This window comes from Roseateles sp. P4_D2 (genome assembly GCF_056401875.1).
On sequence record NZ_JBFUIM010000008.1, the window covers coordinates 113,619 to 129,034 of the forward strand.

The window sequence follows — 15,416 nt, forward strand, 5'->3', positions numbered from 1 at the left end:
TCAGGGCAGGCGGTAGAACTCGGCCTCGACGATGGACAGCACGCCGCGGCCGAGGCGGCTGGCGCCGGTGTCGACGATTTTCTGGTTGGCGACTTCGGTGTTCGCCGTTTCCGTGCCGCCTTCGGCCTCACCGGCCAGCTCGATGCCGACCGTCTGGCCGCGCTGGGGCTTGAGCGGCAGCGTCACATAGCCCAGGCTGCGCTCGGTCAGGCCGCGCCAGACCTCAGTGCCGTCGACACTGACGCGCAGCGGGTAGCGCCGCTCGCGCCAGCCGCCGAGCTTGAGCGTGATCTCGGTCAGCGTGGCCGGCTCGGCCAGCTTGAAGCGGATGGCGCCCTTGCCGGACTCGCTGGTCCATGCGGTCGATTCGTCATCGTCGATGGCCTGGGCTGGCGTGCCGCTGTCGGCCTCGACAGACGCTATGGCAACGGCCAGGCGGCTTGGCGTGAAGGAAGGCGTGGCCGGCGTCGGTCCTCGCGTGGATTGCGGCGCCAGGCCGTCCGCAGGGAAGCGGGTGCTCAAGCCGCCGATGACAGGCACGGGCTGCGAACGCAGTTCCAGCGTGGCCGGAGCCAGGCCGGGCGCCTCGGCGCGCAGCCGGATGACACCCGCGTCGGTCGTGCTGCGCACCAGCACGCGGTTGACGCCGCCTTCCACCGGCAGCTCGCGCGCCAGCACGAAGTTGCCCGGCCCCTGCGCAATGCCGCCGCGCCACTCGGCAGGACCGTCCAGCGTGAACTTCACCGTGTCCAGCGCGATGGGGTTGCGTCTGCCGGCAGCGTCCACCACTTCGACCTGCACCAGCGCCAGGTCGGCGCCATCGGCCTGCAGGCCTTGCGGGTGCGTCCGCGCCGCCAGCTTCAGCGCGGCGGGCTGGCCGGCGGTGACGCGCACGTCCTCGCAGACGGTGTTGCCGACCTTGTCCAAGCCCACGGCACGCAGTTCGCCGGGTTCGAAGCGCACGCCGTCGAAACGGAAGACAAAGGGTTCGGTGGCCTCGGCCGTGCCGATGACCTTGCCGTTCAGCGTCAGCTGCACGCGCTGTGCACTGGAGATGACGATGACCGTCTTGAGCGTGTCGGCCGCGTAGTTCCAGTGGCCCAGCAAATGGGCACGGGGTTTTTCCACATCCACCCAGCCGTCCCACATCACCTGGTGAGCGAAGAAGCCCTCCTTCGGGATGCGCATCGCATCCACCTCGCCGCTGCGGCGATAGTTCTCGGCGCCGCGGTGGTGGGTGTTGCTGTCGCTGAAGATGATGTTGACGCCGCCCGACGACACGCGCATGCCGGTGCCCGGCCGCTCGCGCCAGAAGTCCACCCAGCGGCGCACGTCTTCCAGTGCGTGGGAATCCTGGTTGCGGTTGTAGGCCGCAGCGCTCTGGCCCTTGTGCTCGGGGCCGTCGCCGTCGCGGTGGAAAGGCGGCGAGAGCTCGTCCCAGAACTTGCGGGCGCCCTCGTCGCGCGAGTACTCCATGGCCCACATCGGCCGCCGCGCGCTCTTGTTGACGTAGAGCATTTCGCCGCCGTACTCGGCCACGTCCTGCAGGGCTTGGGACAGCATCTCGCGGCTGCCAGCGGCGCGGCCACCGTTCGGGTCGAAGCGATCGCGCAGCGCGGCCATCTCGCGCATGTGCTCGGCGCTGACGCCGCGGTTGCCCGACTCGTACATGAGGATGCTGGGGCTGTTGCGGAAGTAGACGATGGCGTCGCGCATGGCCTCCATGCGCTGCTCCCAGCGCCGGCCGGTCACGTCGGCCTCGGAGTCGCCCGCGGGCATGGCCTGCATCAGGCCTACGCGGTCCAGCGATTCGACGTCCTGCTTCCACGGCGCGGTGTGCATCCAGCGCACGAAGTTGGCATTGCTGGCCAGCATCTGGCCGTTGCTGTAGTCGCTGAGCCAGGGTGGTACCGACAGGCCGATGGCCGGCCACTCGTTGCTCGTGCGCTGGGCATAGCCCTTGAGCTGGATGACACGGCCGTTGAGCCTGACCATGCCTTGCGTGAACTCGGTCTGGCGAAAGCCCGTGCGCGTGACGACACGGTCAACGGGCTTGCCATCGGTGCTAAGCGTCGTCTCCACGTCGTAGAGGGCGCCGTGGCCCCAGCTCCAGAACTGCAGGCCGGTCACGAGCGCCTTGGCGCTGACGGTGACGGTGGCGCCGGCGGGAATGGTTTGGGTGGGCGCCCTGAACGTCGCGATGACGCGGCCGCCCGGCTCGCGCAGCGTCACCTCATAACCAAAGCGGCGCGGCCGGCCGTGCTCGTTGCGCACCTGGGCTTCGGCCGTGATGGTCGCGCGGCCGGCCTTCTGGTCGAAATCCTTGGCATAGATGTAGACGCCGGTCGTGCCGAGGTTGGAGAGCAGTGGCAGCGTCTGGTAGAGCCTGTCGGTGAGGTGCAGCCGCAGGTTCTTGGGCAGGCCACCGTAGTTGGCGTTGAAGTTGCGGTCAGCCCACTGATAGCGCTGGTTGGTCGCCTGCTCGCGGTAGTCCCAGCGGTTGTCGGTGCGCACTGCGATGAGGTTGTCGCCGGGTTTCACGGCCTGGCTCAGGTCGAAGCCGAAGGCGGTGACGCCGTTCTCATGCAGGCCGATGCGCTGGCCGTTGACCCAGACCTCGGCGGCCTGGCGGGCGCCTTCGAACTCGATGAACACCTTGCGGGTGGCAACGTCGGCGGGCAGCGTGAAGCTTTTGCGATACCAGGCGATGCCGGTGCTGTGGTCGACGATGTCCTTGGCGAAGGCATCGTCCTCGTTCCAGGCGCGGGGGAGGGTGACGGGCTTCCAGCTGGCGTCGTCGAATGTCGTGCTTTCGGCGCCCGGCGCGTCGCCGACGTGCAGGCGCCAGCCGGGGTTGAAGTTGTAGGTCTCGCGGGCGGCTTGGGCCGACAGCGCCGCCGCGGCCAAGGCGAGGGCGGCCAGCCATTGCGTCATTTGGCTTGCGCCTTGTAGTGCTCGGCCAGCACGTCAAATGCCAGCTTGCGCTGCCCGGTCTCCGAGATCAGGCCCTTGCGGTTCCAGCCGTTCTGATAGACCGGGTGCTCGCGGCGCGGCGAGCGGAAGTCCTTCAGCACCCAGGGTGACAGGCCGCGCAGCGTTGGCACCTTGGCGGCCATGGCCAGCGTCGCGCGGTAGTAGTCGGCCTGGTAGTCCTCGGAGAACTTGGGCCTGAGCTTCTCGTCGCGAAAGCCCGCGAAGGCGTCGGCGCCGAACTCGGAGAACAGCAGCGGCTTGTCCGCAGGCACATCCCAGCGCAGCCGGCGCACCGTGTCCAGCGTGTCGTCGCCATACCAGCCGGCGTAGGTGTTGACGGCGATGACGTCGAGCTGCGGCAGCAGCGGGTCGGCGATGTGGATGGTGTCGCCCTGGCGCTCGACCAGTAGCGCCGCACTGACCAGGCGGCTGTTGTCCAGCGCGCGCACGGTCTGCGCCAGCGCGGTGTGAAAGCGCGTGCGGTTCTCGGCCACCGGCGTCTCGTTGCCGACGCTCCACAGGATGAGGGCGGCGCGGTTGCGGTCGCGGTAGATGGTCTCGGCCTGCATGCGGCGGCCCTTGTCGAGCACGGCGGGCGTGTCCCAGTCGATGCTCCAGTAGACGGGGATCTCGCTCCAGACCAGCAGGCCCAGTTCGTCGGCCACACGCAGCATGGTCTCGTTGTGCGGGTAGTGGGACAGGCGCACATAGTTGCCATGCAGGCCGTTCTTCACCTCGCCGAGCAGGCGGCGCGCGGCGGCCTCGTCGATGCGGCGCGCCGGGTTGGGGCCGATCTCTTCCTCATGGATGGAGATGCCGCGCAGCGTGATGGGCTGGCCGTTCAAAAGGATGTCGCTGCCGCGCACGGCGATGGTCCGAAAGCCCATGCGGTCGCGCACGCGGTCACCGCCGGCCTCGAACTCGACGTCGTAAAGCGTCGGCGACTCGGGCGACCAGCGCTTGAGCCCCGCCGGCGCGGCAGTGTCGAAGCGGGCTTCGCCGTTCGCGTCGGTGCGGGCCGCCAGCGTGAGGTTCAACGCGGCGATGCGCAGGCTCACGGCCTGGTTGGCCGGCTGCGGGCCGTTGAGCTGCAGGCTGCCGACGATGCGGCCGGCCTCGGTCAGGCGCAGCGTGGCGTCGTCGATGAAGGTGGCGGGCGTCTGGAACAGCTTGACCGGCCGCGTGATGCCGCCGTACAGATCCCAGTCGGTGATCTCGGCCGGAATGGTCTGGGCGTCATGCTTGGAATCGACGCCGACGACGAGGCGGTTGCCGGTCTCGCGCAGGGCCTGCGTGACCTCGACGACAAAGGGTGTGAAGCCGCCTTCATGCTTGCCGACTTCCTGGCCGTTCAGGAAGGTGGTGGTTCGGTAGTTGACGGCCTCGAAGCGCAGGAAGCTGCGCCGGCCCGCCTTGACGGGCGCATCGAAGCGGCGCTGGAACCACATCAGCCCGTCGAAGTAGCGCAACTCGGGAACCGCCGAGTTCCAGGCGCCGGGGAGCTCCATCGCTGGCGCGCGGTCGAGGTCGTATTCGAAGAAGCCCGCGCCGCCTTTGGCCTCGGCCGTGGCCACGTCAACGTCACGAAAGCGCTGCATGCGCGGCTTGGCGGGCCAGCCGTTGATGTCGGTGAACCCCGTGCGGTAGAGGTCCTTGGAATAGGTCCAGCGGCCCGACAGATCCTGGTCGGCGGCGCGGGCCGTCAGCAGCAGGGATGGGCGCAGCGAGTCGGCGGCGAGCGTCGGTAGGGCGAGGGCCCAGGCCAAGGCGAGGGTGATCCAGGTGCGCATGACGACCCGCCTTCAATTGAAGTGGAAGAGAGGCTGCAACGGCCACTGGCGCGGCTTGTTGTCGGGCTCGACCTCCATCAGGTCGGCCATGTAGTCCCACCAGCGGCGCATCACGGGCTGCTGGGGCAGGGCGTCAAAGGCGGCCCCAGGCTTGCGCTTGAGGACGGCGAAGAGGGACAGCGTGGCTTCGTCCAGGAAGATCCAGTAGTCATGGATGCCGGCTTCGCGCAGGGCCGCGGCCAGGTCGGGCCAGAGCTCGTCGTGGCGGCGCTTGTACTCCGGCACGACGCCGGGCTTGAGCTGCATCTTGAAAGCCAGGGTCTCGTCGCTCATCGCTTGTCTCCTTCTTATTGAACGTCCTGCTCCGCCATCGGCAGGACCGACACGTCGCGGCGGCGCAGGGCGGGATCATGTCTCCAGCAGGCGCTGCCCAAGCCGGTGAGTTCGATACCCGCGCCGACGGCGATGGGCTCGCCCAGTGACATGCGGCTGTCCACGAAGCGCCAGTCCGCGGCGTCCAGCACATGGCCGCCGCGTTGCGCCTCGATGTCCAGCCCCGTGAAGTGGAAGCCCCGCAGCGGCGTCTCGGCATAGGCGTCGACCTCGAAGGCGACTGCCGCGCCGCGCGCCTTGAGGCGCTCGATGCGCACACCGTCCACCCGGACGCGACCCCGTTCAGCGGGCACCGGCGTGGCGAGGTTGAGCCAGTGAGCGGGTGCGCCGGCACGTTCGGCGGCAGGGATGTCGGCGCGGCTGAAGGCGGGGTTCCAGTTCATCGTCACGCGCAGCGCGGTGGGTACCTCGTGCAGAACGAGATCGCTGATCGTCACGCCCTCGATGAAGCCGCCGCGGCTGGGTGCGGACTTGAACAGCAGGCCCACCGGCACCGGCGCGTGCACTTCGATGCGCCTCGCCGTGATGCGCTGGAAACCGCCCGAGGTCTCGCTGCCGAAGGTCAAGCCCGCGGCGCCCTCGCGGACGATGCAGTCGCTGATGCTGATGTCTTCACAGGGCCGTGCGACACGCAGACCATCGGCGTCGCGGCCGGCCTTCAGCACCAGGGCGTCGTCGTTGACGGCGATGTCGGCGCGGCGGATGGTGACGCGGCGGGAGGAGTCGATGTCGATGCCGTCGGTGGACGGGCCGCGTGCGTCGCCGTCGTTGTTGCGGATGGTGATGGCGTCGACGCTGACATCCTCCGAATAGCAAAGGTGCAGCGTCCAGAAGCCCGAACGGCGCAGCAGCAAGCCGTCGCCAATGTGGATGCGAGCCGCCTCGAACACCTGGATCAACCGGGGGCGCTGCGCGTCGTAGTCCGACGCCCAGCGCAGGCCGCGCGGCTCGTAGAGCGCGCGCAAGGCCCAGTAGCTGTCCCAGAAGACCTGGCCATCGCCGTCGATGCAGCCTTCGCCGACGAGGCCGACGTCATGCTCGCCGTAGATGTTGACCAGCGCCGCCGGCCAGCGCATCTCGATGCCTGAAACGCGAGTGGCCAGCAGTGGGTAGTCGGCCAGGTTGCGCGAGCCCAGCAGCGTGGCGCCGCGATCCAGCCGCAGCGTCATGCCGCTTTTCAGGAAGAGCGAACCCGTCAGGTAGGTGCCGGGCGGGATTCGCAGCGTCGTGCGCTGCAGCGCCGCGGCATCAATGGCGGCCTGCAGCGCCCGCGTGTCGAGCGTGAGGCCGTCACCGCGCGCGCCGAAGTCCTGCGGGCTCACCTCAAACGATGCCCGAGCCGCTGGCGCCTGCCTTCGGCGGGCGCTTGACGGCGGCGTTCTCGCGATAGCCGCTGGCGCGGTAGGCCGCGACCGGGTCGATCGCGCCGCCGGCACGCAGGCGGGCCATGGCGAGGATGGGGCTGACGTCGGTGCGGAAGGCCTTCTTCAGCGACTGTGCGGATTGCAGTGCGTCGTTGGCTTCCTGGAAGTTCGCCAGCGCCTTGCGGTCCACCAGCGCGGCCTGCACGAAGGCGCGCTGCACTTCGACGGCGCTGCTCATCAGGCTTTCGATGGGGTCGGTCACGTTGTGCGACTGGTCCAGCATGTAGGAGGGCTTGAAGGCCGCACCGTCACGCTCAGCCGCATCGGCCAGCTCGTTGAAGACGAGGAAGAGCTGGAAGGGGTCGATGGAGCCCGAGTCCAGGTCGTCGTCGCCGTACTTGCTGTCGTTGAAGTGAAAGCCGCCCAGCTTGCCGAACTGCGCCAGGCGCGCCACGATCATCTCGATGTTGGTGTTGGGCGCGTGGTGGCCCAGGTCCACCAGGCACTTGGCCTTGTCGCCCAGGGTCTGCGCCGCGGCGAAGCTGGTGCCCCAGTCGGCGATGACGGTGCAGTAGAAAGCCGGCTCGAACAGCTTGTGCTCGATGTACATCAGCCAGTCGTCCGGCAGCGCGGCGTAGATGCCCTTGGCGCTGTCCAGATAGCGCTCCAGCGAGCTGCGCAGGTTGTGCTGGCCGGGAAAGTTGGCGCCGTCACCCACCCACACGGTCAGGCCCTTGGAGCCCAGCGTCTTGCCCAGCTCGATGCAGTCGATGTTGTGGGCCACGGCCTGCTCGCGGGCGGCCTGGCTTTGCGCGGTCAGGCTGCCGTATTTGTAGCTATGGGCCTGGCCGGGCTGGTCCTGGAAAGTGTTGGAGTTCACCGCGTCAAAGCTCAGGCCCAGGCTGTCGGCCTGCTGGCGCAGCGCCTTGGGGTCGCTCGGCTTGTCCCAGGGGAAGTGCAGCGACACGGTGGGCGTGGCGCGCGTCAGCTGGTGGATGACGGCGCAGTCCTCCAGCTTCTCGGTCACGTCACGCGGCTCGCCCTTGCCGGGGAAGCGCGCGAAGCGCGTGCCACCGGTGCCCACGCCCCAGCTGGGCAAGGCCACGGCGAAGGTCTGGGCCGTGGCCGTCAGCGCCTCGATGTCCACGCCGCGGCGGGACAGCATGCCGCCGAGCGCGTCATAGTCGGCCTGCAGCGTGGCGCGCTGGGTGGCGTTGTGCTGCTCGATCTGGCCTGCGTCGATGATCTGCGTCGTCATGTTTGTCTCCTGCGCTGATTGTTAGCGCGTGAAGGCCGCGGCGTTGCCGGCGTCCACGTTGAGGACATTACCCGTGCTCTTGCCCGACTTGTCGCTTGCCATGAAGTACACCGCCTCGGCGATGTCCTCGGGCAGCACGCTGAGCTTGAGCATGCTGCGCTGGCGGTAGAACTCTTCGATGTTGTCGGTCTCGATCTTGTTGGACGCGGCGCGCTCTTCCTTCCACTTGCCGTCCCAGATGCGCGAGCCGCGGATGACGGCGTCGGGGTTGACGACGTTGACGCGCACGCCGATGGGCGCGCCTTCCAGCGCGACGCAGCGGGCCAGGTGGATCTCGGCCGCCTTGGCCGTGCAATAGGCCGAGGCGCCGGCGGACGCGACGAGGCCGTTCTTGCTGGCCACGAACACCATGCTGCCGCCGATCTTCTGCTGCTTCATCAGGCGGAAGGCACCGCGGCTGACGAGGAAGTAACCGGTGACGAGGATGTTCTGGTTGCGGTTCCAGATCTCCAGCGTGGTGTCTTCCAGCGGCGCGGCCGAGGCGATGCCGGCGTTGGAAACGAGGATGTCCAGACCGCCAAAGCGCAGCGCCGTGGCTGACAGCAGCGCTTCCACTTCGGACTCGGACGTGATGTCGCCGCGCACGGCGGCCACGTTGTCCTTGCCGCCGGCCTTCAGCAGGTTCTGGCGGGCTTCTTCCAGCGCCTCGGCGTCGATGTCGGTCAGCATCACGCAGGCGCCTTCCTGCAGCAGCTGGCGTGCCACCGCCTGGCCGATGCCACCGGCGCCGCCGGTCACCAGGGCCACGCGGCCGGCCAGGCTCTTGGGCTTGGGCATGCGCTGCAGCTTGGCTTCTTCAAGCAGCCAGTACTCGATATCAAAGGCTTCCTGCTCGGGCAGGCCGACGTATTTGTCGACGCCGTTCGCACCGCGCATCACGTTGATGGCGTTGATGTAGAACTCGCCGGCGATGCGGGCGGTGGCTTTGTCCTTGGCGAAGGACAACATGCCCACGCCGGGGATCAGGTAGATGATGGGGTTGGCATCGCGCACGGCCGGGCTGTTGGCGCGCTTGCAGCGCTCGTAATAGGCCACGTAGTCGGCGCGGTAGTCTTCCAGCGCCTTGTCCAGGCCGGCCAGCAGCGCGTCGACGTCAGGCCTGGCCGGGTCGAAGTCCAGCACCAGCGGGCGGATCTTGGTGCGCAGGAAGTGGTCGGGGCAGGACGTGCCCAGGGCGGCCAGCGCGGCCAGGTCCTTGCTGCCGACGAACTCCAGCACCGCGGCGCTGTCGTTGAAGTCGCCCAGCTTGCGTTCGCTGGCGCTGATGCGGCCGCGCAGCGCGGGCATCAGCTTGGCGGCGAGGGCTGCGCGCTCTTCGGCGGGCAGGGTGATGGTCTTGACGCCGCCGAACACCGGCTGCTTGATGTTCTCGGCCAGCCACTGCTCGGCCAGGCGGATCATCTCCAGCGTGATCTCGTAGCAGCTCTTGGCCGTGTCGCCCCAGGTGAACAGGCCGTGGCCTTCCAGGATGATGCCCTTCAGGTTCGGCTGCGAAGTGGCCAGGGCTTCGAGCTTGAGGCCCAGGTCGTAGCCGGGGCGCTGCCAGGGCAGCCAGCCCAGCTGGCCGCCGAAGATCACTTCGGTCAGGCGGCGGCTATCGGCACAGGCGGCGATGGCGATGATGGCGTCAGGGTGCATGTGGTCGACATGCGCCTTCGGGATATAGGCGTGCAAAGGCGTATCGATACTCGCCGCTCGCGGATTCAGATTGAAGGTGCAGTGCGGCAGGTAATCCACCATCTCGTCTTCATGTTCCAGGCCGCGATAACGTTGCTTAAGCGCCTGCAGCTTGTCCATATAGAGCGTGGAGAAACCATCCAGCTTGATGGACCCCAAATCGCCGCCCGAGCCCTTGACCCACAGCACCTCGACATCCGCGCCGGTCAGGTGGTCGCGCATCAGAACCTTGGCCGAGGTATTGCCGCCGCCGAAATTCGTCACGCGCAGATCGGAGCCCAGCAGATTGGATCGGTAGAGCAGCAGTTCGGGTTCGCTCAACTTGGCTGCCACGGCATCGTCCCACTTGGAGACGATGGGAGCCGTATCTGAGAATTTGGCGGGAGTTTGGGAATTTGCAGTCATCAGCTTGCCTGTATTCAGTCCGTCATTCATCTCCGTGAGCGCAGCTTGCGACCCGGAGCCCGCCATTCGCGGGATTAGCGGAGCGCAGTGTGGGCCGAAACAGCGCGCCATGGTCGGCGCCGGCGCAGTAAATCAAAAGGATGAGCGAATGCATCGGCCGCGGCACCTCCGCTCACGAAACGCTCATGGCCGTGAGCGTTTGCTGATTGACCTTGTCACGCAGCTGACGTAATCTGCACTTGGAACAGCGTTTCACCCAGGCTTTGATTGCTTCTGAGCGTGAGTGGATTGGGCTGTTGCTGCCGGCGCCTACGCTCACCGGCTGCGATCAAGGAGCCGGCCTCAGCCGGGCCGCCAAGCCAAGCGACGCCTGCCCTTCAGAGGCTGGGTGCCATAAATACGAGACAACGGTCGCCGCCGATTCTCCGGGGCGCCCGATAAAGGTGATCCACATGATCAATCACAAGCGTCACAAGCGTCTGCTCAAACTGCTGGACGAACGCGAGCACGCCAGCGTTCAGCAATTGATGGACTGGTTGTCGGCCTCGGCCGCGACGGTGCGGCGGGATATTTCCTGGCTGGCCGCAAAAAACCAGTTGACCCGCACTCGAGGCGGCGCGCAGAGGCTGGAGCAAAAGAAAAAGTCATACACGCTGTCCAGCGAGACTTTTCAAAACAATGCCCAGCAACATACCGCCGCCAAGCGCGCCATCGCGCGTTATGCCACCTCGATGTGCAATAACGGCGAAACCATCATCATCAATGGCGGTACCACCACCTTCATGATGGCGGAGTTTCTCGTCGAGAAGCAGCTGAAGATTCTCACCAACTCCTTCCTGATGGCCGAGCGCCTGCTCGTCACCAGCGACAACGAGATCATCCTGCCCGGCGGCAAGGTTTACCGCGAGCAGAACGTCATCCTCAGCCCGTTCGAGAACGACGTGGCCCAGCACCACTACGCGGCCAAGATGTTCATGGGCGTCTACGGGCTGTCCATCCTGGGCCTGATGGAGGCCGACCCGCTGCTGATCCAGGCGGAGAAGCGCCTCATCAGCCAGGCGGAGGAGCTGATCGTGCTGGTGGACAGCTCCAAGTTCCAGCGCAAGGCGGGCCTGGTGCTGTGCGGCTTGAACCGCGTGTCCACCGTCATTACCGACACCGGCGCGTCCGACAGTGCCGTGCAACTGCTGGAGCACTACGGCGTGCGCGTCATCACCGTGGAGCCTGAGGCCGTGGACCCTCGCGTGGTGGAGGCTTCGGCGCTGAGCTCGCATGACTATGCGGCCGTGCTGGAGTCGGGCTCCTACCACCGGCATGCGGGGCTGGTGTCTTGAGCCCTGCGGCCGGCGATCTCGTTTCAGGCACCGTCGTCCTCGACATCGGCAAGACCAACGCCAAGCTGACCCTCATCGACGCGGCTGGCAAGACGCTGGCCGAGGCGCGCACGCCCAACACCGTGCGGCGAGACGGGCCTTATCCGCACCACGACACCGAGAGGCTGTGGAACTGGCTGCTGGGTCAACTGCGCGAGCTGTCGACGCTGGCCCAGATCCGCGCCATCGTGCCAGTCACGCATGGGGCGACGGCGGCATTGATCGATGACGCCGGCCTGGTGCTGCCGGTGCCTGACTATGAGCATGTGCCGGGCGACGCCGTCGATGCCGCTCGCTATGACACGCTGCGGCCGCCGTTCGACGAGAGCGGTTCGCCGCGGCTGCCGGCCGGCCTCAACCTCGGCCGCCAACTGGACTGGCTGCAGGCGCGCTTTCCCGAGGAGTTCGCTCGCACCCGGCATGTGCTGATGTACCCGCAGTACTGGGCCTGGCGGCTGTGCGGGGTGGCTGCGAGCGAGGTCACTTCCTTGGGTTGCCATACCGACCTGTGGCGTCCCCGGGTGGGCCGCTGGTCCAGCCTGGTCGAACGCCTGGGCTGGGAGAAGCTGTTCCCGCCGCGCCGCGATGCCTGGTCGCGCTTGGGCAAGCTGCGGCCCGAGCTGGCCGCGGACACCGGCCTGCCCGGCGACTGCGAGATCGTCTGCGGCATCCACGACAGCAATGCCTCGCTGCTGCGCCATCTGCTGACCCTGCAGCAGAGCGGCCCCTGCACGGTGCTGTCCACCGGCACCTGGGTCATCGCGGCGGCCCTGGGCTCGGCAACCAGGCCTCTCGTCGAGGCCCAGGACATGCTGGCCAACTGCGATGTCTTTGGCGACGCGGTGCCCTGTATCCGTTTCATGGGTGGGCGCGAATTCGGTGCCATTGCCGGTGCGCAACCGGCCAGCTTCGGTCTGGACGAACTGCAGCGACTCATTGCACAGCGCACCCTGGCCTTGCCCTGCTTTGCCGAAACCGGCGGGCCGTTCGCGGGTCAGCCCGGCCGTGTCACCGGCCCAGCACCGCAGACGCTCGCCGAACAGGCCGCGCTGGCCACGCTCTACGTCGTGCTGATGGCCGACCATTGCCTGGCCGCCCTGGGCACCACCGGCCGTGTCGTCGTCGAAGGCGCATTCACGGCCAACCCCTGGTTCGGCCCGCTGCTTGCCGGCCTGGCCGAAGGCCGCGACGTGACCGTGTCGGACGACAGCAGTGGCACGACCTGCGGCGCCTGGCTGCTGGACGCCTGGGGCAGCGCGCCCGACGCGGCAGCCGCGTCGGTGGCCGCATTGAACCCGCCGGGATGGCGGGCCTACCGCGACGCCTGGCGCACAAGCACCGGCGCGCACTGATCTGCAAGCCACGAAGAAGAAGGGCCGGCCTCCCGCGAGGCCGGCCCTTTGACTTGGGGTCGCGGTGGCGTCAGCCGCGTCGGCGGCGCCTGATGCCGGCCACACCCAGCCCGGCCAGCGAGGCCAGGGCCAGCGAGCCCGGCTCGGGAAGAGTGAAGGCGCGCACGCTGTCGATGGCCGGCACGCTGTAGCCGCTCGTGTCGGTCGCGCTGTCGAAGGCATAGACCCGCACTTCGTCAAAGCCGACGGCGTCACTCAGCCCGAGTACGCCGCCAATGCCCGCCGCGCCCAGGGACACGCGGCCATTGCCGGTCTGCACGCCGTCCAGCCAGGTCTGCCACATCAGGTAGATGTTGGCGTAGCCCGAATCGACGGCGAACTCGATGCCGTTGATGTCGCGTGCCGTGCTGCGGATGGACAGGTAGGCGTTCATGCCTGCGGTGGCGAAGTAGTTGCCCGCGAAGGATTGGCTGTAGGTCTCGCCGGCGCCCAGGTCCACGCAGTTGCCACCGGCATAGCCGCAGCCGCCGTTGTCATTGGCAAAGCCCGTGTGGCTGAACAGAAGGCCGCCTTCTGACCAGGGGCTGTCGAGGTTGACGTTGGCCTCGAAGTCGGCAGCGGAGGTCAGGTGCGCTGCGCTCGGCGTGGCGCTGCCGGCGCCGGTGGTCTGCACGACGGCGGCGCTGACGTGGGCTGCCAGCAAGGCAGAGGCGAGGAGGGTGATGGTTTTCATGGGAAGAGCGTTCATTGCGCGGCAATCAGATCGATGGCATCGAAGGACAGCGCCGGGCTCAGGAAGGCGGCACCGGCGGTGCCGCTGACGGTGTTGATGGTCAGCACGTTGGTGCCGACGACCAGCTGCGCGGCGGGGATGTCGAAGCTGTAGGTGCGGTTGAAGCCGCGGTAGGTGCCCACGGTGAGGTTGCGCGACACCTTGGGCGGTGCGGCGGGAATGGCCGACGTCCAGCTGTTGACCGTGACCTGTGGGCGGGCGCCGGCGAAGTCGGCCGTGGTGCCGAGGCGCAGCCGCAGCGGCACGGTGTTCTGGCCGCGCTTGAGCGTGAAGCGCACCTGCAGGCCGTTGTTGACGTCCTTCCATTGATAGGCCGGCCATTGCGTTGCGGCATTGGATTGGCCGATGACGAAGGGACTGACATTCCACGACGCCATGCGCACGTCGGACGGGTGCATGAAGGTCAGCTTGTCGCCGTTGATGAACTCCTGCGGCGTGCCGTCCCAGTGGCCGATGCGCCACAGCGCCGGCGTGGCCTCGGGGTCGGCCGTGATGGCCACCGGGTTCAGCGCGTACGTGGCATTGGCGGTCACCGTCACCGAGCCGGTCTGCACGGCCAGCTCGCCCTTGTAGACCGTCATCGTGTAGACGCCCGGCAGCATGCCCGTGGCCGTGAAGTGGCCGTCGACGGGGTCGGCGTCGGCCCAGTACTGTGCCTGCGCGTTGGCGAAGCCCACCGTGTAGGGCAGGCCGGCGATGCGGCCCGTGAGGCCGGCGCCGCTGACCGAGCCTCGGCCCACCGGAGGCACGTAGCCCAGCAGGCCCACGTTGCCGTACCAGCTGGTGTCGGGGCGGGCCGTGGGGGCCGTGCCGTCGTTGAAGATCATCGTGTAGGTGTTCAGTACACCCATGCGGAAGGCTTCCGTCTGGGCCTCGCCGTAGTTGACGATGTAGGTCAGCTCGTTGGTCGTGTCGGTGATCTGCTGCAGCAGGCTGCGGTAGAAGGGGCCGCCGGAGCCGCCTTCGTTGTTGTCGCGCCAGAACCAGATGCCCACGCCAGGGCCGGAGCCGCCGACGAACTCCCAGTCCTTCAGCCGGCGGTTGGCGTAGTGCTTGGAGCGCGACTGGCCGTATCGCGCATCGGTGGCCGGGAAGCCGAACACGTCGCTGGCCTCGATGGCGCCGCTGGTGCCGCGCAGGTCCTCGGCCCAGAAGCTCTCGCCGTTGTAGGTGCGCAGGCCGCCGGCCGCGTTGACCGGGCCGCCGTTGGGCAGCTTGGCGATGGGGATGCGGGCGATGAAGCGCACCAGGCCGTGTACGTCCGGCTCTTCGGTGAAGTGCGTGCCCATGTGGATGTTGGACTCGCCCTTCTTCACCAGGTAGTAGTGCGTCAGCACGCCGCCCTTGGTGCTGGTGCTGGTGAGGGTGACGCGGATGTAGTCGCTCGCGTTGACCACGCCGCCGTTGCTGCTGGAAGCCGGCGTCACCGTGCCGTTGGCGCTGACGGCCTCCACCTTCAGGCCCACGGCGCTGACGCCGTTGTAGAGCCAGTCGGCCCCGGAGTTGAGCTGCGTGCCGCGGGCGGGGTCGGCGTACTCCACGCCCTTGTAGACCATGCTGGACAAGTCGCCGATGGCCGTGGTGCTGCTGCTGTCCCAGCCACGCACCTTGAACACCAGGCCGCCATCGGTGTCGATGACGTACTGCGGCCGCGCCGCGTTGTTGTTGTCGTGGACGGTGGTAATGCTGAAGGCGGCCATCGCGGCCGGTGCCGCTGCGGCGAGCAGGCCTGCGGCCAGCCAGTGCGCCATAGGCCGGCGCGAGCTTGTCGTGTTCATGAAGTCTCCTGGTCTTGTGTCGTTGTTCACGGTTTGCGGGCTTGCCCGCAGCCGGAGCGGAATGTAGGCAGCGCCTGACTCCGCGTGTACTCAACCAGATGAGCGTTTGAACAGCGCCGCTCGTGCGCCCGCGACTCTTCGCTCAGATGAGCGCTATCACCGCGTTTGCCATAGCTGCGCGGTATAGCGCGCGCTTGCGG

At 67.7% G+C, this 15,416-nt stretch carries 10 protein-coding genes; 2 read left to right on the forward strand and 8 right to left on the reverse strand.

The features are described 5' to 3' along the window. From AC1DW0_RS15970 to AC1DW0_RS15995, 6 genes are read right to left on the reverse strand one after another with little or no spacing between them, the layout of a single operon-like run. A complete protein-coding gene (locus tag AC1DW0_RS15970) occupies window positions 1-2,934 on the reverse strand; it encodes a DUF4982 domain-containing protein (protein ID WP_477946830.1) in 2,934 nt (977 codons plus the stop codon). Then, on the reverse strand, window positions 2,931-4,763 hold the full coding sequence (locus tag AC1DW0_RS15975; protein WP_477946832.1) for a glycoside hydrolase family 2 protein: 1,833 nt from the start codon (window positions 4,761-4,763) through the stop codon (window positions 2,931-2,933). Before AC1DW0_RS15975 ends, AC1DW0_RS15970 begins: the two co-directional genes overlap by 4 nt. Before the next feature lie 12 nt (window positions 4,764-4,775). Further along, the gene (locus AC1DW0_RS15980; RefSeq protein ID WP_477946834.1) at window positions 4,776-5,096 is read right to left on the reverse strand and encodes an L-rhamnose mutarotase; all 321 of its coding nucleotides are present in this window, start codon (window positions 5,094-5,096) and stop codon (window positions 4,776-4,778) included. A 14-nt stretch (window positions 5,097-5,110) separates the two neighbouring features. Beyond that, window positions 5,111-6,478 (reverse strand): glycoside hydrolase family 28 protein, encoded by a 1,368-nt coding sequence (locus AC1DW0_RS15985; RefSeq protein WP_477946836.1) that lies wholly within the window; start codon window positions 6,476-6,478, stop codon window positions 5,111-5,113. A gap of 1 nt (window position 6,479) precedes the next feature. Beyond that, window positions 6,480-7,778, reverse strand: a complete 1,299-nt coding sequence (rhaI, locus tag AC1DW0_RS15990) for an L-rhamnose catabolism isomerase (protein ID WP_477946838.1) — start codon at window positions 7,776-7,778, stop codon at window positions 6,480-6,482. A 21-nt stretch (window positions 7,779-7,799) separates the two neighbouring features. Beyond that, window positions 7,800-9,920 (reverse strand): bifunctional rhamnulose-1-phosphate aldolase/short-chain dehydrogenase, encoded by a 2,121-nt coding sequence (locus tag AC1DW0_RS15995; RefSeq protein WP_477946840.1) that lies wholly within the window; start codon window positions 9,918-9,920, stop codon window positions 7,800-7,802. A 239-nt stretch (window positions 9,921-10,159) separates the two neighbouring features. On the opposite strand from AC1DW0_RS15995, the gene AC1DW0_RS16000 reads away from it, so the two are divergent. Further along, window positions 10,160-11,254 (forward strand): DeoR/GlpR family DNA-binding transcription regulator, encoded by a 1,095-nt coding sequence (locus AC1DW0_RS16000; RefSeq protein ID WP_477946842.1) that lies wholly within the window; start codon window positions 10,160-10,162, stop codon window positions 11,252-11,254. After that, entirely contained in the window at window positions 11,251-12,645 is a 1,395-nt protein-coding gene (locus tag AC1DW0_RS16005) for an FGGY-family carbohydrate kinase (RefSeq protein ID WP_477946844.1), read from the forward strand. The genes AC1DW0_RS16000 and AC1DW0_RS16005 overlap by 4 nt, the downstream gene beginning before the upstream one ends. A 70-nt stretch (window positions 12,646-12,715) precedes the next feature. Here AC1DW0_RS16005 and AC1DW0_RS16010 read toward each other — a convergent pair whose 3' ends face one another. Together AC1DW0_RS16010 and AC1DW0_RS16015 are read right to left on the reverse strand one after the other, a co-directional pair. Next, the gene (locus AC1DW0_RS16010; protein ID WP_477946846.1) at window positions 12,716-13,378 is read right to left on the reverse strand and encodes a PEP-CTERM sorting domain-containing protein; all 663 of its coding nucleotides are present in this window, start codon (window positions 13,376-13,378) and stop codon (window positions 12,716-12,718) included. Window positions 13,379-13,389: 11 nt separating this feature from the next. Then, window positions 13,390-15,216: a rhamnogalacturonan lyase B N-terminal domain-containing protein gene (locus AC1DW0_RS16015; protein WP_457349964.1), complete on the reverse strand. Its 1,827-nt coding sequence runs from the start codon at window positions 15,214-15,216 to the stop codon at window positions 13,390-13,392. Window positions 15,217-15,416: the final 200 nt, after the last annotated feature.

Bases quoted from the DNA above. Each gene is read 5' to 3' on its own strand.
- AC1DW0_RS15970 (WP_477946830.1), bottom strand. From the start codon at position 2,934: ATGACGCAATGGCTGGCCGCCCTCGCCTTGGCCGCGGCGGCGCTGTCG.
- AC1DW0_RS15975 (WP_477946832.1), bottom strand. From the start codon at position 4,763: ATGCGCACCTGGATCACCCTCGCCTTGGCCTGGGCCCTCGCCCTACCG.
- AC1DW0_RS15980 (WP_477946834.1), bottom strand. From the start codon at position 5,096: ATGAGCGACGAGACCCTGGCTTTCAAGATGCAGCTCAAGCCCGGCGTC.
- rhaI (WP_477946838.1), bottom strand. From the start codon at position 7,778: ATGACGACGCAGATCATCGACGCAGGCCAGATCGAGCAGCACAACGCC.
- AC1DW0_RS15995 (WP_477946840.1), bottom strand. From the start codon at position 9,920: ATGACTGCAAATTCCCAAACTCCCGCCAAATTCTCAGATACGGCTCCC.
- AC1DW0_RS16010 (WP_477946846.1), bottom strand. From the start codon at position 13,378: ATGAAAACCATCACCCTCCTCGCCTCTGCCTTGCTGGCAGCCCACGTC.
- AC1DW0_RS16015 (WP_457349964.1), bottom strand. From the start codon at position 15,216: ATGAACACGACAAGCTCGCGCCGGCCTATGGCGCACTGGCTGGCCGCA.